The sequence below is a fragment of the Ruminococcus flavefaciens genome, from assembly GCF_900119075.1.
Lineage (GTDB): Bacteria > Bacillota > Clostridia > Oscillospirales > Ruminococcaceae > Ruminococcus > Ruminococcus flavefaciens_Q.
On the sequence record NZ_FPIP01000008.1, the window covers coordinates 1 to 25,499 of the forward strand.

Sequence of the window (25,499 nt, forward strand, 5' to 3'; positions counted from 1 at the left end):
CCGGACGATATTTCTATGAATCCTTCATCATCAGTAGATATGGTCCTATCAGCTTTTACACTAAGTTTTCTGTACATATCTATTGCTTTGCGTTTGGCGATAACTCCGATAAATCCTTTCAGGTCGCCATCGCGCTCACCAATATAATTTATCCTTTTGAATACCTCAGTAAAAACATCACTCACACATTCCTCTATATCTTCCGTAGTACCGCAGTTTTTTAGTTTAGTTGCAGCTATTACGTATACATAATTGCAGTATTCATCAAAAACTACTCTCATGCACTCTTCCGGAGATCGTTCCATGTATTTCTTGAACTCCTGATCTGTCATATGTATTCCTCCTATTCAGTTCAGCGATCGCTTTCATTATATACACTCGTACTTGTGATATCAAGTAGGACATTTTTTCTAAAAAAATATTTTATCACATTTTTGGGGGGACTTTCAATGTTTTGAAAAGAAAAAAAGCATTTAAATAATCACAAATGTAATTTTTCAAAGAAAGGACGGCGTAAAGCCGTCCTAATAATTTTTATTTCATTGAAGCTTGTCTCCATAATGGCGCAGGTCAAAGGTTATATGATACTCCTTGACTGCATAAAATTCAAGGAAGGAGGGAGTACCATGAAGGAAACCATACATACGAAAAACAGCTTCAGATCGGCAGATGTTGAACATTTGCGGAAAGCTGTCACAGAGAAGATAGAGAAACTCGTAAACCGTCAGGTGAAGAGAAAAAACTATTGAAACAAGAAGGTGAGGTCAATGCCAAAGGTGGCTATAAAGTGATGACGGACAGTTTGATATGTCAGACGTTGTATTGATAATGCAGGCACTTGCAAATCCGAACAAATACGGTGTGGATGGTACAGATCCAAAGCATATTACCTCAGACGGTTTCAAATATGCCGATTCTGACGGCGATGGACTTACCGGAATGGACGCTCTTCGTATACAGCAGTATCTTTTAGGACTTATTCCTTCTTTGACTTAATATTTAAAACTCCGACCGGTTGGTCGGAGTTTTGGCATATATAGTGTGATTTTCTCATATAATTCACTGACCAAATATCGAAAAAAGGAGACCAAGATATGAGAAAAACACACAGAAAGATAGTCAGCGGAGCACTTTTGTGCGGCTGTGCGCTGTTCACTCTGTACGGAGCTTCGCGTATTGCAGAAAGAACCGAAAATGGTGCTCTGCCGACAGCACTGACAGGCCTTGACAACGAGAAGCCGATAATCGTCCTTGACGCAGGGCATGGCGGATCAACTTAAACATAGTTCATTTTCGGTTTGATATTTTCAGGATTATATGGTATAATAACTTTATAAGATATAATGAATGCAAATCAGAGATTTGCTCTCTGCAATCGGGCGATTAAACCATATACGCTTCGCTTATATGGCATAATGAAGAAAACGTTGAACGGAAAATCATATCAAGGAGGGATACAATGAAAAAGCTCACATCTTTACTGGTGTCAGTGGCTGTGGAAGCCTCAATGCTGAGCTGTGTACCGCACACTGCTGCTGCGGAGGAGTACAAGATACGCGACAAGTGGGGCTATTGCCAGACAGCCAATTATGCTGAGTCGGAGCATTTTGTCATCTTCTACGGCAACAATGACATCACCGGGCAGGTCAACGAGGCTTTTCTTAAGCGCAATCTCGCCAACTATGAGCAGCTGTGGAAGTGCTACGGCGAGTATCTGGGCATGGAGAATATGAACGTTGACATCTATGGAAAGAGCTCTCAGAAGTATAAGACCAACGTCTATCTGACAAATACGGGGCTGGACAAATATCCTGAGGGCTGGGCGTTTATGAGCTCAGAGGACGGATACGGCATTGAGATAATCAGTCCCGACGCAATGCTGGACGAGCTTACCATCGCCCATGAATTTGGTCATGTTGTGACTATGCAGCAGAAGGCATGGGTTGATCAGGAGATAACCGGAGCGTGGTGGGAGTCTCTTGCCAACTGGTTCCGTGAGATGTACATAGGGAGCGATTATTACAGCGGTGATGTCAGGACCTGCTGGTTCGAGCCATATCTCCGCAATCTCAGCCTCACCATTCCCCACGGCAGGAACTACTATGAAGTATGGCCGTTTCTGGTTTACCTCTCCTACAATCCCGATAATATTGATGGGCTCGGAGTAAAGGCTGTAAAGCGTATCATCTCCGAAGCAAAGCCCGATGAATACCCATTCGATACTATCACAAGGCTTTTCGGTTCAGATGCTCAGACTATCTTCGGAAACTATGCAAAGCGAATGGCGACCTTTGATTTCGGCGCAAAAGAGGCTTACAATGCGGAATTTCACAAGAAGCTGGCAGAGTCTCCATTTTTCTGGAATCTGTACTACACCGTTTTGCAGGACTACGGCAGTGGCTGGCTTCAGGTGCCTCAGGAGGAAGCTCCCATGCAGGGCGGTATCAATATTATACCGCTGAATATCACAGGTGATACTGTTTCAGCAGAACTCCGCGGTATCTCAAATGACAGCAATGCAGGCTGGAAGGCTTGTATCGTTACCGTTGACGCAAATGGAAAGGAGAGCTATTCAGAGCTTTTTGAAAGCGGACAAAAGGCGAGCGTATCTGCAAAGGGGGCTGTATCTGCGTACCTTACAGTTACTGCTATGCCCGCAAAATTGGTGAGAGTAAATGCCTTCCACAAGGAAAAGGACTCGCCGTACAGAGATGGCACTGAGCGCAGGCGCTATCCATATGAGGTGAAGCTCGGCGGCGCCGATGTCCGTCAAAGCGGCGGCTATTACAAGGGCAAGGGACATATTCATTCTAACGGCGGCGGCTGGGTAGCTGACAGTGCAAAGGTGGCTGATTCGGTATATGTTGGATCTGACGCTATGGTGCTTGGAAATGCAAAGCTCTCCGGAAACGTCCGCGTTGAGGATCATGCAGTTGTGGCAAACAGCGTAACTGCACAGGATAACGCAGTTATCAGCGGTCATGCGGTAGTTGACGGAGGTGGCTGGTACTACGATAACGGCTGGAAACAGGGAAGTATCAGCATAAGCGGAAATGCTGCAGTAAGCGGCAGTGCCGTTGTTACAGGCGCATGCTCCGTTTCGGATAATGCAAAGGTACTGCAAAAGGCATATATTGCCGATGCGGTAAAGCTGTCCGATAACGCAGCAGCAAAGGGAATGGCTTATCTTTACGGCAGCTCGGCATATACGGGAAGTGCGATTCTCGACGGCGACTACAGCAACGATAAGGCGGTCAGCGGCGGTGTGAACTTCGGCTGGCTTGACGACTCCGGTCAGCATTCAGCGCCTAAGAACTACATCGCAGGCTATGACTTCGGAGAAGCTTCTCAGTACTGGGCAAAGGATGAATATACCGCCACATATGCCCGTCGGCTTGGTGCAGAGTGGGCTTCGGAGCGTACCTCAGCCAAGGGTGTTATGAGCTTCAGCGGCAGTGAGGACTGTCTGCTTCTTGATACGTCACTGCTTCAGACCAGAGATATTCAGCTGAGTATAGGAGTTCTCTGGAAGGGCGGAGGCAATGGTCAGGAGATACTTCACTTTGGTGATGATAAAGCATGCGTTTCACTTACTCCGTGCAATGAAAAAGGAACTGCGGAGCTTATTCTCACAGACGGAAAAATCACCGAAAAACTAACGGCTTCTGCTCCTCTTTCAAAGGGAGAGTGGAGCAAGGTCACTGTCCGTATCATCAACGGCAAAGGCAGCCTGCTGATAAACGACAGGGAGGCGGCAAGCAGCACGCTTACCATGGATATGCAGTCGGTTATGAGTGCTTCTGCCGATGACCGCGCAGTTATCGGAAAGAGCTTCAAAGGCGCTGTGGACTATATTCAGTTAAGCAGCAGTGCTGCCGATGAGCCTGCTGTAAGCTACAGCGGCAGGGAAGAGCCCGAAGAGGAAGGTATACGCGGCGATGTCAATGCTGACAAGCAGTTTAACGTTGCAGACCTTGTTGTGATGCAGAACTGGCTTCTGGCAAAGCCGGGAGCTCAGCTTGCAGACTGGCAGGCAGGAGACCTGTGCGAGGACGGCATAACAGACATGTTTGACATGGTTATGATGAGAAAGCTTTTGTTGTTTCAGTGACGGAAAAACTGATTACTTCAAAGTAATGAATATAAAGATGCGCTCTCCATAGTGAGAGCGCATTTTTATCAGGTGTCGACAGGGGATTAGTCACGTTATAAAGCGAGGTATATGTGAATAACAAATAACGAGTCCTCACATCTATCCTGGTATAAAGAAAATTAAACTTGATACACCTCTTTGGAATGTAAGAACAAATGCTTTTTACACAAAGCTGGGTTATTGTGAAGTGAAACGAGATAATGAGTTTGCTTACTACCAAAAAGAATTAGATTGACAAATTCTGATTTTCATTAGTACCATTATAGATCAACAACTTATGAAAAATGATATGGAGAATCCCCGCAATCGCGGGGACATTTATATTAGAAAAACAACGAAAAAAGCACTGCTTAATTATAAGAAGTGCCTGTTTTATGAGGGTGGAAGATGGGATTTGAACCCACGATCTTCGGGAACACGATCAGACGCTGACGGATTTTCGGCATTTTTTTATAGAATCCTGTTTTTCAGGAATAAAAACTGATTTTACAGGTATTTCCTTTGCAGAAAGATCTAAAAAATGTAGGAAAAATAACACGAAAAGGAGTTTTCAGCCGCGCTGAAAACAGTATAATCTTCGCTGTTATAAGAGCGCAAAGCACAGATGTTGACGTTGTCATAGGTGCTGCCTTCAGCAGCAACTGTATCCAAGGGGTTGTAGCAAATGCTCTCGGTATCTGGACGGCAGAAAAAGGCCATGACGTCAGACATTCTCATTAAAAAGGCGCCCTATGCAAAAGGGCGCTTTTGATTTATAATTAACATATTACAGGATGTGATTGGATCTTTCAAATCACCATCGCCTGTCATTGTTCTCATTGTCATAAGGTGAATTATCATAAGGCGAATTACTATACTGCTGCATATACGAACGCATATCCCTCGGGGCATTTCCGGGCATGCCAGTAGCAAAAGACGGCTGATACTGCATGATTGTCTGATAAAGATTTTCGTAATCCGAAATATTTTCGATCTTGATATCGCGCTGATGCGGTGTACGCTGCTTGCCGGCATATACGATCTCGTCAAGTTTCAGAACAACATCGCCCGTTAATAAGCGTTTGTCAAAAAAAGATTGGTGTGTACCAATTGAGATAACTTGCTGATAGGTAATGCGCTCGGTGGTGGTATTGAAAATACCGTGCTGAATATAAACTGCCTGATCGGTAACGCAGTAGTATGTATTTTTCGCTCTCGCAGCAGAAGTCAGCACACCTCCAAGATACAGCCAGACAGGCATCAGATGAAGCAGAAAAAATGGAATAAGGAATCCCAAGAAGCTTTTTTCTGCACTGGCTGATGAATGAGAATGTGAAGCACCTGTCGCCATGAAGATAAATCCCAAATCAATTAATCCCCAAATCAATGCAAACGGCAGCAGCGGATTAAAAATTGCTTCCATAACAGAAACTTTTTTGTTTTTTGTTCCAGACCAGAGAATGTGCTCGTTCGGTCCTACCTGTGATTCCAGAGACATAATAATCATCCTTTCATGTTAAAAAACTTACTGTTAGTATAACATGACTTTGCATATTTGTCAAGGAAGCAGTCAACTGCAAATGCCGCTAATTTTATTCCCGTATTTCTCAAACATCTGAACGTAGGAGATCTATGTCTGAGCCTTCGGTCTGTATGGCAAACTTAATCTTCTTAGTATTGCGATGCTCGATCATGCTACGGCTATCGTCCTCATATACTGGATATCCCCATTCATAATACCATGATGCAGGAATAACACACCTTCTCCTGTACCATGAATCTTTCCACAGAGGCTTACTATTTGCGGTCTCCACGCGGCAGTTGGCAAGAGGCTTAGGTGCAGCCTTATGCGTAAATCCCCATGTCATTGGAAATATAGCCATGTTCCCGTATTTGTTCGGTGCAAGGACAGGTGCAATGTCTGCTGGATATAAGTCACCAGCCATGATAAGACTCTTTCCAAGCTTAATTGACATCTCCTGTGCTAAGGACATTTTTCTCACTTTTATGAGAACCTCAGCCATTTCCTTTGGTTCTATTCTCAGAGACATACACATGCAACTCACCTCAAAGCGTAAACAGAATATATGTTCTGCTATTAGTATATCATATAAGATTTGAAAAGTCAAGATAAAATAAAACCGCCCGTGATGGGGCTGTAATCATAAAAAAGAAAACATCAAAGTTAATTACTAATGTAAATCCGAATTATTATATATCAATCTTCATGACTTTTTTCATAAGAAACCGTTCATGAGATTCACGGTCAAAAGTAATGATGTAGCCATTTTCTTTACAATCGGTACAGTTAACTATATACTCATCGTCATATGTTCCCCACGTTGAGCTCGGATTAAAAACTTCTACTTTTCTGTGTATTATTTTTCCCTTCCCACATATACAGGGAATTGTTTGTTCAGACACAGTTTTACGGATTGTATCACTCATAAAATCCTCCTTCGTCTTTCAAGATTGTCGAACAACTCATCGCCGTACTGAATGTTCTATGAACTATAACAAATCCCAATTAGGATTCATTTCTTCAGGTGTTTTCCAATCAATATTATGTTTTTCCTTTAATATTCGTTTTATCTCCATATCAACAATCAAAGATCTACCAAGCCTGATATCTGGTTCTACTAAAGATTCAGCTTCTATTCTTACTCGGTCTATAATAGTACGGAAATATTCATTATCTTCAATAGGATCGTGCTTTAACTGTTCGGTTTGAGGGAGTAATTCTCTTTTTCGTCTTTTCATAATCTTACACATCCAAAAATTTCTCGACAACAGTCATTATCTCCTCAAGGCGCTTACCACCAATACCCTTGATTTTTCTCAGCTCTGCTTCAAGAGCTGGAAGATCAATGGTTTTACCCTGTTCTCCGGGAAGCTCATCCCTGTACTGGAAAATGAACGTTGTAAGCCCCTTTTCGTTTCTTGTAGCCTATTATATCATATTACCAGTATAATGTAAATACATAAGAAGTAAGCTCCTCCGAAAGTAGGAGCCTTGTGGAACGCAGACTTTATGAAAGAATTCGGAAAACAAGGTGATACAGACTATATCAGTATCGGATTCGTATTTAGCAAGAATACTTCGTTCTTCTCTATTAGGAATATTTGTCCTCGTACATAAGGTCCACGGCAGCAGTTATCGCCTCATGCTCCCGGTATGAGTTTACTTTCAGTCTTTCAAAGTCGGAGTGAGGAAGGAATACCAATTTCTCGGCCTCACAGCGTTTGGTGTTGTGACCGGAAGCCTTTTGTATCAGCTTATAAACTTATTGAAAATGCTCGGAACTGACGCCTTTTCTCCGGACATATAAAAAGCGTCAACTGTTGTAAAGCGTAAATTTATCTGATTGCTCTATCGGGCACCTGTGGCTGCTGTTCTTCACGGTTCGGGATCGCAGACAATGCAGTTTTTTCCATTGTTTTTACCATAATACAATCTGTTGTCGGCTTTCTCTATCAATTCATTCGTATCCTGCCCCGGATTTCGGGAGACTATCCCCACAGTGATCGTCACTCTGATCTCTTTTCCGGCAAATCTGACGGTGGATGCTTCAATATTTTTCCTCAGCTCCTCAAGCATTGCGATGGCCTCGTTATAGGGGGCATAGGAGATGATAAGGAACTCCTCCCCGCCCCAGCGTGATATGTCACAATTGGGACATTCTCTGACAAGCCGTTCTGATAAACATTTTAAGACCTCGTCGCCTGCATTATGCCCATGAACATCATTGACACCCTTGAAGTCATCTATATCCGCTATTGCAAGAATACATTGCTTGTCAGCATTGGTTATCTCTGTGAGCCTGTCGAACATATAATGACGATTGTATAGTTTAGTGAGCTGATCGATCTGGGCAGCCCGCTTCAGTTCATCTTCCGAGTGTATAATAAGCCTGATAAGATAACTGATAAAGGCAATCAGAAAGCTAAAAACGACCAGTGCATTTAGGCTCCAGAAAAATGCTGTTTGCTTGCCGCTGCGTTCAAAGACAGGACCGTGACCGGATCCATAGCTCGTATAAATGATATAAAAGGCAGTAATGATAAGACTTACGGGAAGCGCCTTCATACTCCGTCGTTTTTGTTTGTATGCTATGTATTCAGTTACAAAAATAATAGGCACTATTGAAAAACAGTACAGGTGAAAGCCATATCCGATGCCGATACATATGGTCGTCACACAAGTATATAGGGTGATCCAGCAGTATACAAGCCAGACATATATATTCAGCTTGTCATAATGTATCAGGACAAAACCGATAATATAGACACAGGCATCAGGAATACTGAATGCTACAAGAAAAGGGACATCAATATACCAGAAGAATATCATGTGTCCGAATACCATTAAAAAAATGGCTATATTGACGATCCATGCTATTTTCTTCAGATGGGATAATTCCATATTATACCTCCTTTGCAGTGTTTCGCTGCTTCGGTAATCCGTAACATAAACAGAATTAGTCGCATTTCTTCCCTGTCAAAGACATGAGAAAACTCTCTTCCTTTATATGTAAATTTTCCGGTATACAAATCAAATTCTTCCATATTGCTTTCTTAAATAAATACAAATAGCATAACACTCTTTATGTTTTATCACCTATATTATACCATATTCCACAATGTTTTTCAATATAAACTCAGATATTTTGTCATACCACAAACTCATCCCACGCTTATTGCAAACTTCATCGAAAAATAAAACAAATAACAAACCATGCATAAAAAGAAACAATTCAAAGTAATCGCCAACCAATATATCCCAGCGATAGTAAAAAGCACAGGCCGGAACTAATTGTCCCGACCTGTGCAAAGGTAAATTATAAGCCGCCCCCGTAAAAATCATGGACAACGTTCAGTATGTCAGTCTCGGTGTGCTGTTCAGCGGAGCTTTAACAAAAGACGGCGAGATAATCTCACATGATACTATTTCTCATGTAATTGATGAAGGTGCTGCCTACCGTATCATGCAGGATAACAAACCCGTCGGTGGCGTTATTATAAAGACCGAATTCGATCAGGGCGAGCTGGAATTGCTGTTTGTTTCGCCTGCCGTTCACAGCAAAGGCATAGGATACGCAACGTGGTGTGAGATCGAAGCTATGCATCCGGAGGTCACAGTCTGGGGAACTGTTACGCCTTATTTTGAAAAGCGCAATATCCATTTCTATGTGAACCGCTGCGGATTCCATATCGTCGAGTATTTCAATGAGCATCATTGTGCGCCGGATGATAAAGACGGCGAATTATTTGAAATGTTCCGATTTGAGAAAATACTGCCTTCCACACCGGAATCTGTACAAGAGCAGATAAAACGTATAGCCCATTATGAAAAAATAATGTAGGAGACAGAAAACGGTTCTCCTGAACTTTTGAAAGCTTTATCCGACTATTATAGCAGCTCTGCGTGGAAACGAGACTATGCAGCCGATGAAGCCGGACTGCTCCCGAAAGACATGAAATACGGCGTTCTCTCAGAGGACGGTATCTATAATCTGTTGGAAGAATAGTCTTATCATTATTATTAAGGAGAAACTCTCAACAACAAGACTTCTCTTTTGCTTAGAAAGTATTAGAAAAATTTTCAGTTACACATTGACAAATCTCAATGTGTATGCTATAATATAGAAAATCTTCAATGTGAGGTGAGAACGTGGAGCTTTCCAACAAGCAGATCACAGTGATATTCAAAGCCCTGTGTGATGAAAACAGAGTTCAGATATTCAGAATCCTGCAAAACGGCGAACTATGCGCCTGTCATCTCCTTGAGGAGCTTCACCTGAGTCAACCGACACTCTCTCACCATATGAAGGTGCTCTGCGACAGCGGACTTGTGGTCGGCAGAAAAGAGGGCAAGTGGATGCACTACTCTATCTCGCAGGAAGGTGCTAAGATCGCTATGGACTGCCTGAAAGAGATCACGGCAGTAACTGAAAACGAGTGTAATTGTTGTGATAAATAAGCCGTATGACCATACGGCTTAAAATAGTATCATCAAATTGATATATCTAAATATAACTATCGGAGAAAAAGAAAATGGATAATGTTTCAAAAGCAGTACAGTATTATGAAAATGGCTATATGTGTTCGCAGGCGGTATTTGCTGCGTTTGCGGAGGAGTTCGGCATTACCGAAAAACAGGCATTCCAGATAGGTGCCTGTTTCGGCGGAGGAATGTGCAAGGGAGAAGTCTGCGGCGCTTGTACAGGAGCACTCATGGTTCTTGGAATGAAGTACGGACAGTTCGACCTCAATGATACAGCGAGCCGCGCCAAAGGCCGTGCTATGGCAGTTAAGTTCCTTGACGAATTCGAGAAGCGTAAGGGCTCGTATATCTGTCGTGACCTTCTTGGCTGCGACCTCAGGAATGAGGAAGACAGGAACAAAGCAAGGTCAAACGGACTATTCAGAACGCTCTGTCCGAAAATGGTCAGGACGGCAGCAGAGATACTGACCAAAATCCTCGGAGGCGATGAAGAATAGTGTGGGACTTTATCCAGGATGAGATATTCGGCATGAAATGGCTGAACAGGCTTATCGGCTCTTTGCTGAACGCCTGCGGTCTTGATACGAGCGGCAAGCTGGGCGGCAGTCTGCAATTCTTCATCTATGACATGATAAAAATAATGGTTCTGCTGGGCGTGCTGATATTTGTGATAACCTATATACAGAGCTATTTTCCACCAGAAAGAACGAAAAAGATACTTGGCAGGTTCCACGGTATCGGCGCAAATTGTATCGCGGCTTTGCTCGGCACTGTCACGCCTTTCTGCTCATGCTCGTCCATACCACTGTTTATGGGCTTTACAAGTGCAGGACTTCCTTTGGGAGTGACATTTTCATTCCTTATTTCATCGCCAATGGTTGACTTAGGCTCGCTCGTTCTGCTGATGAGTATATTCGGCTGGAAGGTCGCTGTAATATATGTGATAGTGGGACTTGTTATTGCAGTCACAGGCGGTACGCTTATCGAAAAGCTGCACCTTGAAGATCAGGTGGAGGAATTCATCCGAAACGGCAGGAGCATTGACACTCCGCAGAATGAACTCACAAAGCGTGATAGAATGAGATACGCCTGGAAGCAAGTAGCTGAAACGACAAAGAAAGTTTTGCCCTATATCATAGTCGGAGTTGGAATTGGAGCCATTATTCACAACTGGATACCGGAGGAATGGGTAGTAAACGTTCTTGGAACCGGAAATCCCTTCGGAGTTATCATAGCTGCAATTTGCGGCATACCGATGTACGCCGATATATTCGGCTGTATCCCCATTGCTGAAGCGCTGGTCGCTAAGGGGGCAAAGCTCGGCGTAGTTCTCGCATTTATGATGGGCGTAATTACGCTTTCGCTCCCGTCAATGATAATGTTGAAAAAAGCGATAAAGCCCAAGCTGTTAGGCATTTTCATCGCTATATGTACGGTCGGAATTATCCTTGTGGGATACTTCTTCAATATCATTCAAAATTATATTATTTAGGAGGGATTTGTCATGGCATTGTTTGGTAAGAAAAAGGAAGAAAAGAAAGCGGAAACTTCTTGCTGCTGTTGCGGCGGAGAGCAGACTGCAAGCGAAATAACCTCGACTTGCTGCGGTGAGTCTGTTGATGGTATCTGCTGTATTAAGGTGCTCGGTTCGGGCTGTAAAGCCTGTCATCAGCTCTACGATAACACTGTCAAAGCAGTTGAGGGTATGGGCATCGAGGTCGAGTATGTCACTGACTTGCAGAAGATAATGGAGTACGGTGCTATGTCAATGCCTGCGCTCGTTGTCAATGAGAAACTCGTTTCATCCGGTAAAACTCTTAAGTCTGCGGAGATATTAAAGATAATAGGCAAATGACAATATTTAAGGCAGCCGTAATGGCTGCCTCTCTTTTACGTTCCTGATTTTGTTCTATGCAATTATAACAGCTGACAATGGAGGACTTTTACAGCATCATATTTACGGCTAAATATAGCCGTTTATCGATTAAATTGTGATTGCCACCCTATCCGCAGTACAGGCTGCAATAAGCGAAAAGAAGTAATTCGGAAATATACTCAGATTGGCTATTTTACGTTGAATTTGGACGATGCTAAAGAATACCTTTACGCGAAGTCCACAAAGCGTAGGATACTAAGCTGGCGTGATATACACGTTAATGTGTTTATCTGAATAAAACAATAAGGCTCTCACAGTTTTCGTTTGTGAGAGCTTTTTTGTACGCTCTTAAAAACGAATGGCCGCCATTGGGTGGCCATCACATTATAACTTTAATTTTGTATGCTCCACGATCTTCGGGACCGCAAGCCTATGTTGACGGATTTTCGGCAGTTTTCTATGTTTTGATATAATCCTGTTTTGCACCTATTTTTCGAGAATTTGAGCAGATTTGCCGTGTAATTCCTTTGCAGAAAAATGTGTCTTACTGTAGGAAAAGTGTAGGAAAAATTGAAGCAGGTAATAACTGTCGATAGCAGCTTTTCTCCGCATAGCTTGTCATCATATGTTTTATATGTTATAATAAGGCGAAAGCTTACAGTAACGACAATATCAGAAACGGAGGTAAAAGCTATGGACGCACTTGAATTTCTCAAAGCTCATAAAATAGATGATACCGTCATCTCTATGATATGCACAGAGTTTGAAGATAAGGGAACTGTTTATAAAACGCTTCAGATCAGAGGCGATTACAATGGTACTGATAATGAATACTCTTACTATCATTTCTTTATCTCACGTATTTTTACGGAACTTCCCATGGAACAGCTGAACGCCCTAAAGAAACCGAAAATCAAAATAATATCCGTTGTCAAAGAAGGCGGCGTGTACATTGCAGATATCAGCTTCAGTTCTGAAACAGAAGATATCTCAATCTCAGTAAGAGCTGAGCACCTGTCCGTGAGTGGGTTACATTATCTGGGCTTTGATTATACAAATATCTACGGGACAGAGGAGTACAAGACATGGTGCGAGCGCAGCAGTTATGTTGAAGCTGGTGAATACTATATAGGCGATAGTGAAACAGAGCTGCCTGACGGTTTTTCGTTATACGAAAAGGCATACGAGCACCATTCCGATGATGTAAGCTATGCGTTCTTGAAAAGATGTCAGCTCCGCAAAAACGGCAGATGTGTATACGAATATATCTCCACTGACAAGCATCACACGAAAATGTACACTGACTTTATCCTTCACAGTAACGGTCACAAGTATTATCCTTTCCATATTGATCTTTACGGCATAAGCTACATCGATGTGGATACCCTTGATGTGTATAACTATATCCCGAGAGGCTATGACAACGATTACGGAGCTCCAAACGGAGAATCCTTCATAATAACCGATATACATTACGATCCTTCCACAGATCTTGTCGCATACGGCGGCTGCTACTGGGCTGGTCCCTCCGAGGTCATGGTCGGAGACCTTTCATCTCCGCTTTCATACGATCCGCACCTCTTAAGACTGTGCGATATGCTTGATCCCGATGGAGAAGAAGAGATCGACGACATTGATTTTGAAAGCTGGGACAACGGATTATCACTAAAAATCGACTACCGCAAAACTGTTACCCTGAGTATTGAGAAATTGAAAAAAATGCTGCATTGACGGCTTCTCAAAAAGGAGAATTTTCTGATAAGCTCAGGTTTAGATAATCTTTAATAATGACACTATATATATTGCACCGCCTACGGGCGGTGCTTCGTTTATACATAAAAAATCCCTGCAATACGGCGTTAATCACCATATTGCAGGGGCGTTATTTGAATGATTTTTCGTCAGTGCGTTCAAGTATATAGTCAACGGATACTTTATGAAAGTCGGCAAGTTTAATCAATATTTCAGTTGGAATATCGAGTTTTCCACGTTCATAGTCACTATAAACGCGCTGACTGCAATGGAGTATTTCAGCAATTTGCGTTTGTGTCATATCTTTATCTTCACGAAGATCGCGAATTCTTCTATACATAAACATCACCCAAACACATTATACAATAGCGGAATATCCACTATTGACTTTTAGCGGAAATTCCGCTAAAATATCTTTAGAGGTGATTATTATGACTTGTTCTATCATATCAACAGGTGAAGAACTGAACTTAGTCTGCAAGAATGAATTTGAATCGCCATATCCAGAAATAAAGGCTAAACTCCGTGAAAAGATATGGGAACTGTACTGCAAAGGTTATGATCGTTTCTGGGTGAACTGCGAGTACGGCGTACCGCTGTGGTGTGCGGAGATAATTGTAGCGTTGCAGATGTACAATGACATTGAGCTAAACATAGCAATGCCCTATGAAGAACAGTCTACAAACTGGGTAGAAGAACATCGTGAACGCTTCTTCGCACTTCACACTGCTTCTGACCGCGTTGATATTATTTCAAATTATTATACCGATGACTGCTATGATCGTGCCAATGAGTACATGATTAATAATTCTGCCCTACTCTTAGTAGTTGGCAAAAATCATATCGGAATGCATTACTTGAAATATGCAGCTGATTTGGGCGTAAATGTAGAATTCTATGAAATTTAAAAAACGCCGCAAATTTCTCGAATTTGCGACTTCTATTCTATGATGTAATTATAACATAAATATTTAATGATATTGAGAACATTTTATGAACAATATACATTAAAATGAGTTTTTTGTAGTTTTATACAATCAGAATACATACTCATTGTAGATTTTGCAGTATGAAAAGAGTTTATTATCCGTCATTTTGATGGTCAATTATACTGGAGGGAGAATATGCCAAGAAAAGGTGAGAATATATATAAGCGCCGCGATGGGCGCTGGGAAGGAAGATATAAAACAGGATATAACGAGCATGGCAAGGCGAAGTATCATTCCCTGTACGGTCACAGCTATACAGAAGTCAAAGAGAAGCTGCTGACTATGAAAACTGCGCCTGCTGCTATTGCAACAGCTTCATGTAATATGACGGTAAAAGAGCTTTTTGAAGAATGGATGTCAGCAGTAAAGCTGCGCGTTAAGTCCTCTACATTTGCTAATTATACTATGAAGGTCAAGAAGCATATCCTACCTGCATTCGGTGGACTTCGATATGACATACTCACGGTTCAAATGATTCACTCATTTATCGATGATAAGCTGAATGAAGGACTCTCACCGAAGTATGTTTCCGATGTTATTATTGTTTTCAAAGTAATGGCGAAATACACCTCAAAAATACACGGATATCGCAATATCCTCGCAGATGTCATTATGCCTAAATATATCAAAGAAGAGAAGCCTCTGCTTACACTTATACAGCAACGGAAGCTGTGCAAGTATCTTTTTTCTAACTTGAACCCAACGACATTGTGCCTATTATTGAGCTATTACACTGGACTTCGTGTTGGTGAGGTTTGCGGTCTGATGTGGGACGATATTGATTTTGAAAAAGATGTTCTTACTGTCAGAAGAACAGTCCAGCGCATAAACAACGGATCCCATGGTACGCAGCTTATTATTGACACTCCCAAAAGTCGCTCATCGCAGCGGTCAATTCCAATACCAACATTTTTAATGAAGTTGCTGCGGGAATCCCGCAGCAATAATAGTCATTATATTTTATCGAATTCTGATAGAATTATAGAACCTCGTACATTGCAGCGCCGATTCCAGACCATACTGAAAAAAGCAGGATTGCCGTCAGTGAACTATCACTGCCTACGGCATATGTTTGCTACCAACAGTCTACAAGCAGGCTTTGATGTCAAAACTCTGTCAGAGATATTAGGACATTCAAGTGTAGAAACAACGTTAAATCGTTATGTACACAGTTCTATGGAGCGTAAAAGAGCTTGTATGGAGCTTATAAAAATAACTGCATAAATATCTTTGACCGTCATTATTGCCGTCTATAATTATCGTAACTATGGGTACGCACGAGTATCTTCTACAGGACAGAATGAGGACAGACAGATTGAAGCTCTGACCAAGTTCGGAGTGCCTGAGCAGAACATAATCATCGATAAAGCATCTGGTAAAGACACGGAGCGCGAAGGTTATCAGTACCTGAAGAGGCAGATACTCCGGAAGGGGGATACTCTAGTTATCAAGGAGCTGGACAGGCTCAGCCGTAGCAAAGCCGATATAAAGCGAGAATTGGAAGAGTTCAAGGATATGGGTATCCGTGTAAAGATACTGGATATACCCACCACCCTCACAGACTTTCCGCCGGATCAGGCGTGGGTACTTGAAATGATAAATGCAATTCTAATCGAGGTGCTCGGGGCTATAGCCGAGAACGAGCGCAATAAGATACGAGCTCGTCAGCGTGAAGGGATAGAAGCAGCCAAAAAGAAAAACGTCCATTTCGGACGTCCGTCCAAGCCTCTGCCTGATAACTGGCGTGAGGTACTGTCGGAAGTCCGCTGCGGAAACAAGAAGCCTGTCGAAGCGATGAGGGAACTTGGTATATCTCGTTCATGCTACTACCGATTGTGGAAACATATATAAATAAGAAAGAGCCTCTTAACAGAGGCTCTTCTCTCTTACTATTCATTATCATCGGTCAAGTCCTTGATGAACAAGCTGATATAATCGCGCTTTCCATAAAGAACGCGATCAATATATGCAGTATCATTGCTGCTACGGTAGAATACAAGATAATTCTTATAGACAAGATAGCGGTAACCACTGAAAATGTCATCAGAGAAATAGAGTGGCTTGCCTATCTCGGAGTGCTCTTTAAGCATATCAGCAGTATCAAGTATGCCGTTAACAGTGCTTTCCGCAGCTATTGGATTAGCGAGCTTTTCTGAGATATAAGCAAAGATATCATCGAGGTCAGCCAAAGCCTTCGGTGAATAAACTACCTGATTCATGTGCTCTTAGCTCCAAAATATTTTCTTACATCGTCAGAAGATATCCAGCCTTCCTGTTCGCCAGATTTTCTCCCCTCATCAAGCTTGCACATTAATTTGAGCGCTGCTTTGGTACGCTCATATTCTTCCTGTTCAGCTATATCGACAATAGCATAGCAACCTCTGCCGTTTTTAGTGAGGTAAACAGGAGAACCAACCGCAACGTCCTGTAACACAGAGGAATAGTTTCTGAGATCTGAAATAGGAACTATATTCGGCATAAAAACATCTCCCTTCAATTTTACTACTTATATTATACACTATAAAGAATATGATGTCAAGTTTTACGATAAATATTACGATAAAATATCTGAAATTGTTTGGCTGGCTTGTCATGGAGCAGGAGGAAGCTTGGAATCTCTCGGTCGTGCTATTACAGATTGTACAAAAGAACGTAACAATAGAAGCAGCCTCCGTGAAGGAGGCTGCATTTTTATCATCATAAAAAAACTGAAAAAAATTTTGAATTTACGTTTTCAGAAAAAGCCTTGCCTCAAAATATTGAAAAAAGGTGGCTTTTTACACTTTTTCAGCGAGTGTTAATTTCAAAAAACGTAAATCAGAAAAAATTTCTGATTTTTTAAAAGCAAAAAATACTATGCAAAATGTGGCGTTTCAATAATGATAATTGTTTGTGCACATCGATGTTATACAAAAAGGATTATTCTAATTGATTGAATTATCAAAACGATAGTTGTTCTTCAAATGTGTCAAGATCATTTAATAGCCATAAAAGCTCAAAAAGATCTTTATCTGTATTATCAAGTATTATATTTTCTAATTCTGGGGCAATGCTTTCTATTTGTTTGAGAGTGTGTAATTTATCGGCACACACTTTACTTATATCATGATCAAGCCTGCTTATTTCGACGCATTTACTGAGTAAACCGAATGCACTGCAGGTCTTTCCAAATTGATATGCCAAAAGTCCCATATTTAATATAAGTATAGGAATTTGTTCGGGACAGCATTGTTGTAGAATAATATAGCTTCTCATATAATATAGAAAATCGAGATAATATGTGGAAAGCGGTGCTTTTGCAGTTCTTATTTCTGACCTGAGATATGCTTCTAAAGATGGAATATTACCTATATTAATGATATCAAATGGAATTGTCTTCCATTCGGATATACATTCTTTCAATGTTTTGGTAAAAGGCATATTAGAAGTATCATATAACAGTCTGTTGCCATATATCCCTGTATATGATAATGAAGAGAAACCTTTGTTGGTAAGATTGTTCCATACTATATCTGCTAATAATCCTCCGCGTGCAATAAATCCTGCTCTGAAGCTGCTGATGTCTTTATAGCCATGCAAGGAACGCAGAAGAGAAAAAATGGACTCGGTTATCTTACGCAACAGATCATTATCAAGTTCATCAGGAATACAACACGAAAATACTTCAGGACTATCAACAAACACAATACTTGAGCCGTCTACTCCAAGATTATCAATCTTGAAATCTGGTTGTATTTTTCCATTTAACATTGTCTCAGCTGCAAAATCTCCAATAGCATACATATTCATTTATATAGTTCTCCTATAAGGTAAATGTGTATCTGGCATTTGTTATCATCACATACATTCAAAACCTTGAATACCATCGTAAACGTTTTATTTCCTGCGCTTAAAAAGTTATCCAGTTCGCTTTGCGATATCCAATTAGCACAGGAAGTGGAAGCAGTGCATTCTTTATCAGAATACTTAAAAGCTATATTGGTCATATAAGAGCCTAGAACAAAAACAGACTCCAAGGAACAATTCATAGTAAGCTTATATGTTTTATCTACTGCCAGCTTTTTATCTGAGCCCTTATCTAAATCAATGAAGTTACCATATTGCTGCTTGAACACAGAAAGAAGGTTGGAGTTGTTATCATGAGTAAAAGCGGAGCTACAATAATAAAGCTCTCTGAATTCATCGTGTTTTTTAAAAGGTATATTTAATACGTATAAAAATAACTCAGACAGAGCCTCACATATATCATCGCCATTTATTAACGTCAGCAACCGTTCCTTTGTCTTTGGTGATATAGAGCTGTCTGCTTGGATTAATTCTCCGTAAGTATACATAAGGTCGTCTATTAAAGGATAACGCAAGGATGGGACAACTATATTTTTCACACCTTCTTTTATTGCTTTAATTACATTAGGATCGTTAGCTGCATTTCGTACATTTTCAGGAATATCTTCTATACCGTTCATAATATTACTTATTTTCTTATTAGAAAAGTCAAATCCATATTTGTCCGTATTATAGGTGATAAAATTAAATAGTAAATTAAATGTAGCTGACTGTGTGCTATACTCATTTAAGCAATCAGATAGCTTTTTTAAAAATACTGAAATATTTAATTGCGGCATACTGTCATACCTCCGAAAAAACATAGTAAAAAACAGGTAAACTGTCGGAATAGATTTTTTACGCAAAAATGTGTTATTATGAATATAGCACAGCGCTGTGAAATAAACAAAAAGGAGAAATACGTTATGTATTTTGGTCCATTCAATGGGAATATGGGCGGCTATTCGCCTGTATTTGGTCCCCCAGCAAGCTATCCGATCAGTAATTATAGTTACTGGTGCAACAGTTCCTTCAGTTGGCATAATGCGTGGTACAGTCCACGTCAAGTGATCTCACGTATCAACGAACCCGAGTTCTCCGCCAGAAAGCTTATATATGATAAATATACAGGCGAATTCAAGGTTAAGGAGCGAGACGGCAGAGTGGTTATCGTGGGCAAGTTCAAGATCATAAAGATGCTGGTCGTGAACCCCAAGAGCTCGACTGAGTTCGAGGCAGTCTACTTTGAGATCGAGTATGAGGGCAATATATATGCGATCGTTCTCTCGTTCAAAGAGTACTGCCGTCGACAGTTCCTACCGCATCTGTCATTCTTTCGCAGGAATCCCGACTGCAAAGACGAGTACTTGACAGCTGCAGTTTGTCTTGCGCTTCAGGATTTCTCGGATTCGAAGTTTCTTTACATTCCCAAGCGTTCAGGCTGGCAGCAATACGAAGAGGGGAAGATTGACTTCGCCTCAGCTGATTCTGTGTTCCCTGGGCTTGAGGAATATTACCCAGAGGAGATAAAGGAACGTCAGATTATGAGGACCGACAGGGCGCTCGCTGATATTACGGTCGAGTACAGGGACTTCTTGAAAACAGGTCCTGACCTTATCCCACTTGTTATTATCTCAACTCATGCGATTGTTAGCCGCTTCTCATGTAAGGACTCGCCGTCTGATGAAGCCTACATAATCAAGCCTGACGGAGAGAAGAGTGCTAAGGCGGCGGTTGCCTGCCTGAAGACGAAGAACAATAAGACGACCGCCATATGTCCTCTGACGGCAAGCAGAACAGATGTAATAGCGGAACTCGACAACACTAACGACGGAGTTGCGCTGTTTCGCGACACTTCGCTCATTGAATCGCGTAAAGCACGACTTGCGAGCTTTGATGTTCTTCATAATGACCTGATTGGTGCAGACGGTAAAGAAACACGTGGATGGCATGTCATTGCTATAATTGAGGACAGACCAAGCAACGTTCCACCTAATTTTCCGGCATTGCATTTGACACTCTCGAATACTACTGGAGAGGTTGATATCAAGAAGCTTCAGAAGCTCTCGGGCAAATTTAATGCAGCTCTGATAAAGTGGTTTGTAAATGATCCCGCCAATGCTCTCGCAAAGCTGAATGCAGCTGTTGAACATATAGCTCAATATCCAAGCGATGTATTTGAATCAGAACGCGCAAGAACCGTAAAAGGTCTGGGTTCGACGGCATGGTTTCTCAAAGAGCTTGGTCTGATTGGCTTTGATGAGTTCAACGCATTCACAACCTTTGTCAATCTTGATCAGGTTCAGTCGGACAGCGCAGCCGTGGATGTTGTCAACGACTTCCGTGATGTGTTTAACAGACTGATAGTCTCGGGAACTGTAAGAGTTGTCGGGCAGAAGGATCCTCCTTACTACAAGTCTGGGTATGTGGTCTCTGAACATGAACGCCTCAGCTTTGAGTCGGTCGTACTCGACAGCAGCATACTTCCGCTGATGAGAACGACAAAGCGCCGCAACATCTTGTTGTCAGCGTTAAACGAAGCGGGGCTGCTCTACTCAAACAACAACTACAAACGTCTTATAGAGGTCGAAGTAGCCCCGTATAAGAAGCGGACGATAAGTGCGTATACCGTAACAAATGAGATTTTGAACTCTGATGCGGTTGATAAGATAAAGGAGCAGGAGCTTGCTGCATTCTTTATGCGTTCTGAGCAAATGCACCGCGACTTCATGCCTGTATTGCGTAATCAATCCGGAACTGGTGTGGCGGGTGTAGCTATCATTCAAGAATCTGACACTAACCGTCACCAATACGTGTGCGGCGCAACCCGTGCGGGCAAGACATTTTACCTGTGTCAGCAGGCTGTGCTGAAGGCAAAGGCTGGTGAGAAGGTATTGATCTTTGACCATACCGGCGGCTTCTCAATGCGTGAGCTTTCTAAGCACCTCCCCGAATCGGTGATCTCAAAATACTTCTCATTCTTGGATATCAACAAGCAAGGTTTGCCTGTTGATCTTATGAACCTTGACGGTTGCGAGAGTCTTCCTGATGCCAAAAATCAACTCATTGGAATATTATCAGCAGCATTAAGAGTCACCGGGGACGTACAAGAAAAGGTTCTGAGACGCCGCTTATCCGCTTTTCTTAAGGAAAGTGGCAACAAGCCGGATGCCGAACTCAGAGATATTCTTGGCTATCTCGATATTGGTGATCCCATTCAGAAAAAGCTTTATGAAAAGCTTTACGATGTTTTCGATAACCTCGACGGTAATGAGCAGGTTAAAGCTAGTTGGGATAAGTTTTTCGGAAACACCAAGCAGATCGTCGTTATCTCGGCTTCTGATGACAGCGTGCATAAGTCGACGCACGTTATGGATATGCTCCTTTCAAGCTTGTATTCGTTCAAGCAGCGCTACCCAGACGAGAAGCTTACTCTGGTCATCGACGAGGTTTCGGATCACTTTATTGCTGCAGGTTCACCAATTGACATAATGCTCAGAAAAGGCGGAAAGTTCGGTTTTACGCTTCTTCTGGCTTCTCAAGAGTTTTCACTGGAGAAGGACAGCCTCGGCAGGCTTATAGGCAATGCCGGAACGCTCATTTTCTTTCGCCCAAAATCTGATACCCTCAAAGATGTCTCAAAAATCACCGGAATTGATAGTTCAACTCTCGCTGGTCTTGAACAGGGCGAATGCGTGGCAGTTGGTAATTTCTGTGATTCTTTCGAGGGAAAAAATAAGTATGTCGTTCTCATAGGCAGAACCTATACACAGGAAGAATAAGAATAGTTATGGATGCGCCCTTCGTGGGCGCGTCGCTTCATAAAATAATTATATCTGATAGGCACGGATGTGTCAATAGAAAGAAATATGGTATATTTACCGTTAATAAGAAGCATAATTATGAAAAAGGAGGGGAAACCATGAAAAAATCAGAATTGCCAGAGTTGGCACTGAAAAAACAAACACTAACTGCTTGGGCACACATACTTTATCGGAATGGCTGGATAGACCATACTCGTCTTGTGAAAATGGTTGAGCTGATTGAGCAAATTGATCGTGGCAAGGGAAATATGCAGTAGGATTTAAATTATTTGCCTGTCGCAGTTTTTAGCGGCAGGCATTTTTTTCACTTGACAATTAATTTTGGTATGATATAATAATTATAATGATACCATACCTAAAAAGGAGGAGTATCGATGGATATATATAATATCGCTAATCAGATGAAGGCTGAACGCAAGACTATTTTTGATGTTCCAATGCGTGTGACCTTTTATGCACGTGTATCGACGACAAAAGAGGAGCAGGAAAATTCTGTGGAGAATCAGATTGCGTTTTTTACGGATATGATTAATCATAACTCAAACTGGGAGTACGTGGAGGGATACGTCGACCGAATACGCGGCGAAGCAGCAGAGAACCGTACTAATTTCATGCGTATGGTTGAGGACGGCAAGGCAGGGAAGTTTGATTTGATCCTAACGAAGGAAGTAAGCCGTTTCGCCAGAAATACCATCGACAGTCTGACATATACCCGTGACCTGCTAAGGGCAGGGGTTGGCGTTTTCTTTCAGAATGATAACATTTGCACAATAGATACAGATAGTGAACTTCGCCTGACCATTATGTCCAGTATAGCAGCAGATGAAGTGCGAAAGCTCTCCGAGCGTGTGCGCTGGGGACACAAACGCGCTATTGAAAGCGGTAATGTTATGGGAAACAGCCGTATCTTCGGATACGATAAACAGGATTGCAGACTGGTTATAAATGAAGCGGAAGCTGAAATGGTAAGGCTGATTTTCGATTTATATTCAACAGGTGACTATAGTTCGCGTAAAATCGAAAAAATACTATGGGAAAAAGGTTACCGTAACCGGAATGGTGCAAGTATCCACCATAATACGATCAACGGAATTATTCAGAATCCTAAATATAAGGGCTACTACTGCGGCAACAAGGTAAAAATAGTGGACTACCGTACCCGTGAGCAGAGATTTTTGCCTGAAGAAGAATGGGTGCTGTATAAGGACGAGACAGGGAAGATAGTTCCTGCTATTGTCAGCGAGGAAATATGGGAAAAAAGCAATGCCATATTCCGTGAGCGCAGTACTGCAATAAAGTCAAGAGGACGCTCATTCAAGGACAGGAGCGTATTTACTGGGGTATTATGGTGCAAAGCTCATGATAAGCCGTATTGGCGCACCAGCTATTCCAACAGTGTATCGCAAGGCAATCCCATATATCAGTGGGTTTGCAGTGAAAAAAAGCGTTTTGGAGCTAAGAGCTGTGCTTCATTTTCTATTATGGAGGAAGACCTCTATAAAATGCTGTCAGAGCATTTTCAGGCCATTGCTGGTAATATTGATGAGTATGTTACTGATTTCATGCGGATATACCGTGAAAGCGGACGCGATACAGGTTTACAACACCAGATAAATGATCTAACGACACGACTAACAAAAGAAAAAGCCAAGCGCGAAAAGCTGCTTGACCTTTATACTGACAATATTATTTCAAGAGATGAATTCCGTGAGCGTAATGACAGTGTCAATGTTCTTATCTCACAGCTTGAAGAGGATATCCATGCGTTGGAACTCAAGGCACAGGCAAAAGATGATTACGCAAAGGAAATGGAAAAGATAGAGAATTACTTCCGCAATATGTACACACCCGGGCATCAGATGTCACATGATGAAGTTGATGAAATGACAAAGGCTATTATCGACAGAATAGACGTTGTCCCTATTAACAGGGAATCAATGAAGCTTGAAGTTAAGCTGAAAATCAATATAGCTGCGGAAATATCATATATCAGAAATGATGGACGTTGTGTTCGGCGTTCTGGACATATCAGCAAGAAGATGATCGATTCTTATAAGATGCAGTAACACCGCATCATAAAAGGGAACGCTATAACCGTAATACTCATATAGAAGCTTATAGTTAATTATGGGGGAAACCTTTCTGAAGAAAGGCTTCCCCCCAATAATAAGCATAAAACTTCTGTATAAGCACTATGGTTATAAGCGTTCCCTTTATTTTTACTTATTCTTACGTCTTACGACAACTGCCACAAGGTCAGGACCGATATTCGCTGTTACGACAGCGCCTATGCTGCCGAACATCTCAGCTTTTCTGCCTGTTTTTTTGGCAAGCTCCTTCTCGACTTCCTTGGCTACGGTGTCGTCCTTGCCGTGGAGCATGATATACGGAGTCTGGGGAGTCATATTCTTCTCGACTATCTCAACAAGCTTGGAAACGATATTCTTTTCGCCTCTTATCTTGTCAACAGTCTCGGTATTTCCGTCAGCGAACATGATAACGGGCTTGAGTCCCAGAAGCTCTCCCGCAAAAGCCTTTGCTGCGGAGATACGACCAGATTTCTTGGCATATTTGAGAGTAAAGGGAACTGCATAGATAGCGCAGACGTCGAACCAGTCCTTAAGATAGGCAACTATTTCCTCGGGCTCAGCGCCGCGGCGTATCTTTTTTGCGGCTTCCATAACGGGATAGCCGTAGAAAAGGGTGTAGCACTTTGAGTCGATATTGTATATGCGCATTTTTCCCTCAGCCTCGGGATTGTTGTCGTAGAAATCGTTCTTTGCGAGAACTGAGTTATTGAACGTGCCCGAGCCCTTTGAGTTTATAGACACGCTGATAATATCGGTGTAGCCCTTTTCAAAGAGCTCCTTGTAGGCCTCCTCAAAGGTTATGGGAGAAATCTGCGAGTGTTTTGGTATCTCGTCGGTAGTTTCGAGAAGCTCATAGAACTCCTTTGTTGACTTGTCGTACATCTCCCTGAAGCTCTCGCCGCCAACGGTGAGAGTAAAGGGCAGAACCTTTATTCCAAGCTCCTTTATAGTTTCTTTGGGAAGATCGCAGCATGAATCGGTAAGTATAGCTATCTTTCTCATAATTT

At 42.0% G+C, this 25,499-nt stretch carries 29 protein-coding genes; 17 read left to right on the top strand and 12 right to left on the bottom strand.

Features of this window, described 5'->3' with window-relative positions; genetic code table 11:
- Positions 1-332: sigma factor (locus BT105_RS11150; RefSeq protein WP_278289651.1), on the bottom strand; the 332-nt coding region annotated here is incomplete at its 3' end.
- Between the two features lie 294 nt (positions 333-626).
- Between BT105_RS11150 and BT105_RS15370 the strand changes: the two genes are divergently transcribed.
- The 4 genes from BT105_RS15370 (at position 627) to BT105_RS11165 (ending at position 4,111) form a co-directional block, all read left to right on the top strand.
- Positions 627-749 (top strand): hypothetical protein, encoded by a 123-nt coding sequence (locus tag BT105_RS15370; RefSeq protein WP_278289653.1) that lies wholly within the window; start codon positions 627-629, stop codon positions 747-749.
- Positions 750-807: 58 nt separating this feature from the next.
- Positions 808-996 carry a hypothetical protein gene (locus BT105_RS11155; RefSeq protein WP_072300820.1) on the top strand — a complete coding sequence of 63 codons (189 nt, stop codon included), beginning with the start codon at positions 808-810 and terminating at the stop codon, positions 994-996.
- A 98-nt stretch (positions 997-1,094) separates the two neighbouring features.
- Complete coding sequence (locus BT105_RS11160) at positions 1,095-1,280, top strand: hypothetical protein (protein WP_177243966.1); 186 nt, start codon at positions 1,095-1,097, stop codon at positions 1,278-1,280.
- A gap of 179 nt (positions 1,281-1,459) precedes the next feature.
- Positions 1,460-4,111: a DUF6055 domain-containing protein gene (locus tag BT105_RS11165; protein ID WP_072300821.1), complete on the top strand. Its 2,652-nt coding sequence runs from the start codon at positions 1,460-1,462 to the stop codon at positions 4,109-4,111.
- An 835-nt stretch (positions 4,112-4,946) separates the two neighbouring features.
- Here the strand turns inward: BT105_RS11165 and BT105_RS11175 are convergent.
- The 5 genes from BT105_RS11175 to BT105_RS11195 form a co-directional block, all read right to left on the bottom strand.
- Positions 4,947-5,630 (bottom strand): PH domain-containing protein, encoded by a 684-nt coding sequence (locus BT105_RS11175; RefSeq protein WP_072300823.1) that lies wholly within the window; start codon positions 5,628-5,630, stop codon positions 4,947-4,949.
- Positions 5,631-5,739: 109 nt separating this feature from the next.
- A complete protein-coding gene (locus tag BT105_RS11180) occupies positions 5,740-6,183 on the bottom strand; it encodes an SOS response-associated peptidase family protein (RefSeq protein ID WP_242940126.1) in 444 nt (147 codons plus the stop codon).
- A 160-nt stretch (positions 6,184-6,343) separates the two neighbouring features.
- Positions 6,344-6,580 carry a hypothetical protein gene (locus BT105_RS11185; protein ID WP_028516913.1) on the bottom strand — a complete coding sequence of 79 codons (237 nt, stop codon included), beginning with the start codon at positions 6,578-6,580 and terminating at the stop codon, positions 6,344-6,346.
- A gap of 63 nt (positions 6,581-6,643) precedes the next feature.
- On the bottom strand, positions 6,644-6,892 hold the full coding sequence (locus BT105_RS11190) for a hypothetical protein (protein ID WP_028516912.1): 249 nt from the start codon (positions 6,890-6,892) through the stop codon (positions 6,644-6,646).
- A 637-nt stretch (positions 6,893-7,529) separates the two neighbouring features.
- The gene (locus BT105_RS11195) at positions 7,530-8,555 is read right to left on the bottom strand and encodes a GGDEF domain-containing protein (RefSeq protein WP_072300826.1); all 1,026 of its coding nucleotides are present in this window, start codon (positions 8,553-8,555) and stop codon (positions 7,530-7,532) included.
- A gap of 439 nt (positions 8,556-8,994) precedes the next feature.
- Between BT105_RS11195 and BT105_RS11205 the strand changes: the two genes are divergently transcribed.
- The 7 genes from BT105_RS11205 to BT105_RS11235 all read left to right on the top strand — a co-directional run bounded on the left by BT105_RS11205 (position 8,995) and on the right by BT105_RS11235 (position 13,743).
- Positions 8,995-9,495: a GNAT family N-acetyltransferase gene (locus tag BT105_RS11205; protein WP_072300828.1), complete on the top strand. Its 501-nt coding sequence runs from the start codon at positions 8,995-8,997 to the stop codon at positions 9,493-9,495.
- A 27-nt stretch (positions 9,496-9,522) separates the two neighbouring features.
- Positions 9,523-9,660, top strand: a complete 138-nt coding sequence (locus BT105_RS11210) for a DUF4298 domain-containing protein (protein ID WP_081367875.1) — start codon at positions 9,523-9,525, stop codon at positions 9,658-9,660.
- A gap of 143 nt (positions 9,661-9,803) precedes the next feature.
- Positions 9,804-10,112: an ArsR/SmtB family transcription factor gene (locus tag BT105_RS11215; RefSeq protein ID WP_072300829.1), complete on the top strand. Its 309-nt coding sequence runs from the start codon at positions 9,804-9,806 to the stop codon at positions 10,110-10,112.
- A 74-nt stretch (positions 10,113-10,186) separates the two neighbouring features.
- The gene (locus BT105_RS11220; RefSeq protein ID WP_072300830.1) at positions 10,187-10,633 is read left to right on the top strand and encodes a C-GCAxxG-C-C family protein; all 447 of its coding nucleotides are present in this window, start codon (positions 10,187-10,189) and stop codon (positions 10,631-10,633) included.
- A 32-nt stretch (positions 10,634-10,665) separates the two neighbouring features.
- Complete coding sequence (locus tag BT105_RS11225) at positions 10,666-11,628, top strand: permease (protein ID WP_072300940.1); 963 nt, start codon at positions 10,666-10,668, stop codon at positions 11,626-11,628.
- A gap of 12 nt (positions 11,629-11,640) precedes the next feature.
- On the top strand, positions 11,641-11,991 hold the full coding sequence (locus tag BT105_RS11230) for a thioredoxin family protein (protein WP_072300831.1): 351 nt from the start codon (positions 11,641-11,643) through the stop codon (positions 11,989-11,991).
- A 714-nt stretch (positions 11,992-12,705) separates the two neighbouring features.
- On the top strand, positions 12,706-13,743 hold the full coding sequence (locus BT105_RS11235) for a hypothetical protein (protein WP_072300832.1): 1,038 nt from the start codon (positions 12,706-12,708) through the stop codon (positions 13,741-13,743).
- Positions 13,744-13,894: 151 nt separating this feature from the next.
- Here the strand turns inward: BT105_RS11235 and BT105_RS11240 are convergent, their stop codons facing one another.
- On the bottom strand, positions 13,895-14,104 hold the full coding sequence (locus tag BT105_RS11240) for a helix-turn-helix domain-containing protein (RefSeq protein ID WP_072300833.1): 210 nt from the start codon (positions 14,102-14,104) through the stop codon (positions 13,895-13,897).
- A 91-nt stretch (positions 14,105-14,195) separates the two neighbouring features.
- On the opposite strand from BT105_RS11240, the gene BT105_RS11245 reads away from it, so the two are divergent.
- From BT105_RS11245 to BT105_RS11255, 3 genes are all read left to right on the top strand, one after another.
- Positions 14,196-14,672: an SLOG family protein gene (locus BT105_RS11245; RefSeq protein WP_072300834.1), complete on the top strand. Its 477-nt coding sequence runs from the start codon at positions 14,196-14,198 to the stop codon at positions 14,670-14,672.
- A 216-nt stretch (positions 14,673-14,888) separates the two neighbouring features.
- Positions 14,889-15,977, top strand: a complete 1,089-nt coding sequence (locus BT105_RS11250; protein WP_072300835.1) for a tyrosine-type recombinase/integrase — start codon at positions 14,889-14,891, stop codon at positions 15,975-15,977.
- Between the two features lie 6 nt (positions 15,978-15,983).
- Positions 15,984-16,604 (top strand): recombinase family protein, encoded by a 621-nt coding sequence (locus BT105_RS11255; protein ID WP_242940127.1) that lies wholly within the window; start codon positions 15,984-15,986, stop codon positions 16,602-16,604.
- A 38-nt stretch (positions 16,605-16,642) separates the two neighbouring features.
- On the opposite strand, the gene BT105_RS11260 is transcribed toward BT105_RS11255, so the two are convergent.
- The 4 genes from BT105_RS11260 to BT105_RS11280 form a co-directional block, all read right to left on the bottom strand.
- Positions 16,643-16,972, bottom strand: coding sequence for a type II toxin-antitoxin system RelE/ParE family toxin (locus BT105_RS11260; RefSeq protein WP_072300836.1), 330 nt, complete (start codon positions 16,970-16,972; stop codon positions 16,643-16,645).
- Positions 16,969-17,232, bottom strand: a complete 264-nt coding sequence (locus BT105_RS11265; RefSeq protein ID WP_072300837.1) for a type II toxin-antitoxin system prevent-host-death family antitoxin — start codon at positions 17,230-17,232, stop codon at positions 16,969-16,971. Before BT105_RS11265 ends, BT105_RS11260 begins: the two co-directional genes overlap by 4 nt.
- 461 nt (positions 17,233-17,693) lie before the next feature.
- Positions 17,694-18,542: a hypothetical protein gene (locus BT105_RS11275; RefSeq protein WP_072300839.1), complete on the bottom strand. Its 849-nt coding sequence runs from the start codon at positions 18,540-18,542 to the stop codon at positions 17,694-17,696.
- The gene (locus BT105_RS11280) at positions 18,539-19,378 is read right to left on the bottom strand and encodes a hypothetical protein (RefSeq protein WP_072300840.1); all 840 of its coding nucleotides are present in this window, start codon (positions 19,376-19,378) and stop codon (positions 18,539-18,541) included. Before BT105_RS11280 ends, BT105_RS11275 begins: the two co-directional genes overlap by 4 nt.
- A gap of 78 nt (positions 19,379-19,456) precedes the next feature.
- Here BT105_RS11280 and BT105_RS11285 point away from each other — a divergent pair, with 78 nt between their 5' ends.
- From BT105_RS11285 to BT105_RS11295, 3 genes are all read left to right on the top strand, one after another.
- Positions 19,457-22,360: an ATP-binding protein gene (locus tag BT105_RS11285; protein ID WP_072300841.1), complete on the top strand. Its 2,904-nt coding sequence runs from the start codon at positions 19,457-19,459 to the stop codon at positions 22,358-22,360.
- Between the two features lie 140 nt (positions 22,361-22,500).
- Positions 22,501-22,659 carry a hypothetical protein gene (locus tag BT105_RS15065; RefSeq protein WP_177243967.1) on the top strand — a complete coding sequence of 53 codons (159 nt, stop codon included), beginning with the start codon at positions 22,501-22,503 and terminating at the stop codon, positions 22,657-22,659.
- A 117-nt stretch (positions 22,660-22,776) separates the two neighbouring features.
- Entirely contained in the window at positions 22,777-24,468 is a 1,692-nt protein-coding gene (locus BT105_RS11295; RefSeq protein WP_072300843.1) for a recombinase family protein, read from the top strand.
- A 153-nt stretch (positions 24,469-24,621) separates the two neighbouring features.
- On the opposite strand, the gene BT105_RS11300 is transcribed toward BT105_RS11295, so the two are convergent.
- Entirely contained in the window at positions 24,622-25,494 is an 873-nt protein-coding gene (locus BT105_RS11300; RefSeq protein ID WP_072300844.1) for a DegV family protein, read from the bottom strand.
- Positions 25,495-25,499 lie beyond the last annotated feature (5 nt).

Bases quoted from the DNA above. Each gene is read 5' to 3' on its own strand.
- BT105_RS15370 (WP_278289653.1), top strand. From the start codon at position 627: ATGAAGGAAACCATACATACGAAAAACAGCTTCAGATCGGCAGATGTT.
- BT105_RS11155 (WP_072300820.1), top strand. From the start codon at position 808: ATGTCAGACGTTGTATTGATAATGCAGGCACTTGCAAATCCGAACAAA.
- BT105_RS11160 (WP_177243966.1), top strand. From the start codon at position 1,095: ATGAGAAAAACACACAGAAAGATAGTCAGCGGAGCACTTTTGTGCGGC.
- BT105_RS11165 (WP_072300821.1), top strand. From the start codon at position 1,460: ATGAAAAAGCTCACATCTTTACTGGTGTCAGTGGCTGTGGAAGCCTCA.
- BT105_RS11175 (WP_072300823.1), bottom strand. From the start codon at position 5,630: ATGTCTCTGGAATCACAGGTAGGACCGAACGAGCACATTCTCTGGTCT.
- BT105_RS11180 (WP_242940126.1), bottom strand. From the start codon at position 6,183: ATGTCTCTGAGAATAGAACCAAAGGAAATGGCTGAGGTTCTCATAAAA.
- BT105_RS11185 (WP_028516913.1), bottom strand. From the start codon at position 6,580: ATGAGTGATACAATCCGTAAAACTGTGTCTGAACAAACAATTCCCTGT.
- BT105_RS11190 (WP_028516912.1), bottom strand. From the start codon at position 6,892: ATGAAAAGACGAAAAAGAGAATTACTCCCTCAAACCGAACAGTTAAAG.
- BT105_RS11195 (WP_072300826.1), bottom strand. From the start codon at position 8,555: ATGGAATTATCCCATCTGAAGAAAATAGCATGGATCGTCAATATAGCC.
- BT105_RS11205 (WP_072300828.1), top strand. From the start codon at position 8,995: ATGGACAACGTTCAGTATGTCAGTCTCGGTGTGCTGTTCAGCGGAGCT.
- BT105_RS11220 (WP_072300830.1), top strand. From the start codon at position 10,187: ATGGATAATGTTTCAAAAGCAGTACAGTATTATGAAAATGGCTATATG.
- BT105_RS11225 (WP_072300940.1), top strand. From the start codon at position 10,666: ATGAAATGGCTGAACAGGCTTATCGGCTCTTTGCTGAACGCCTGCGGT.
- BT105_RS11230 (WP_072300831.1), top strand. From the start codon at position 11,641: ATGGCATTGTTTGGTAAGAAAAAGGAAGAAAAGAAAGCGGAAACTTCT.
- BT105_RS11235 (WP_072300832.1), top strand. From the start codon at position 12,706: ATGGACGCACTTGAATTTCTCAAAGCTCATAAAATAGATGATACCGTC.
- BT105_RS11240 (WP_072300833.1), bottom strand. From the start codon at position 14,104: ATGTATAGAAGAATTCGCGATCTTCGTGAAGATAAAGATATGACACAA.
- BT105_RS11245 (WP_072300834.1), top strand. From the start codon at position 14,196: ATGACTTGTTCTATCATATCAACAGGTGAAGAACTGAACTTAGTCTGC.
- BT105_RS11250 (WP_072300835.1), top strand. From the start codon at position 14,889: ATGCCAAGAAAAGGTGAGAATATATATAAGCGCCGCGATGGGCGCTGG.
- BT105_RS11260 (WP_072300836.1), bottom strand. From the start codon at position 16,972: ATGAATCAGGTAGTTTATTCACCGAAGGCTTTGGCTGACCTCGATGAT.
- BT105_RS11265 (WP_072300837.1), bottom strand. From the start codon at position 17,232: ATGCCGAATATAGTTCCTATTTCAGATCTCAGAAACTATTCCTCTGTG.
- BT105_RS11275 (WP_072300839.1), bottom strand. From the start codon at position 18,542: ATGAATATGTATGCTATTGGAGATTTTGCAGCTGAGACAATGTTAAAT.
- BT105_RS11280 (WP_072300840.1), bottom strand. From the start codon at position 19,378: ATGCCGCAATTAAATATTTCAGTATTTTTAAAAAAGCTATCTGATTGC.
- BT105_RS11285 (WP_072300841.1), top strand. From the start codon at position 19,457: ATGAATATAGCACAGCGCTGTGAAATAAACAAAAAGGAGAAATACGTT.
- BT105_RS15065 (WP_177243967.1), top strand. From the start codon at position 22,501: ATGAAAAAATCAGAATTGCCAGAGTTGGCACTGAAAAAACAAACACTA.
- BT105_RS11295 (WP_072300843.1), top strand. From the start codon at position 22,777: ATGGATATATATAATATCGCTAATCAGATGAAGGCTGAACGCAAGACT.
- BT105_RS11300 (WP_072300844.1), bottom strand. From the start codon at position 25,494: ATGAGAAAGATAGCTATACTTACCGATTCATGCTGCGATCTTCCCAAA.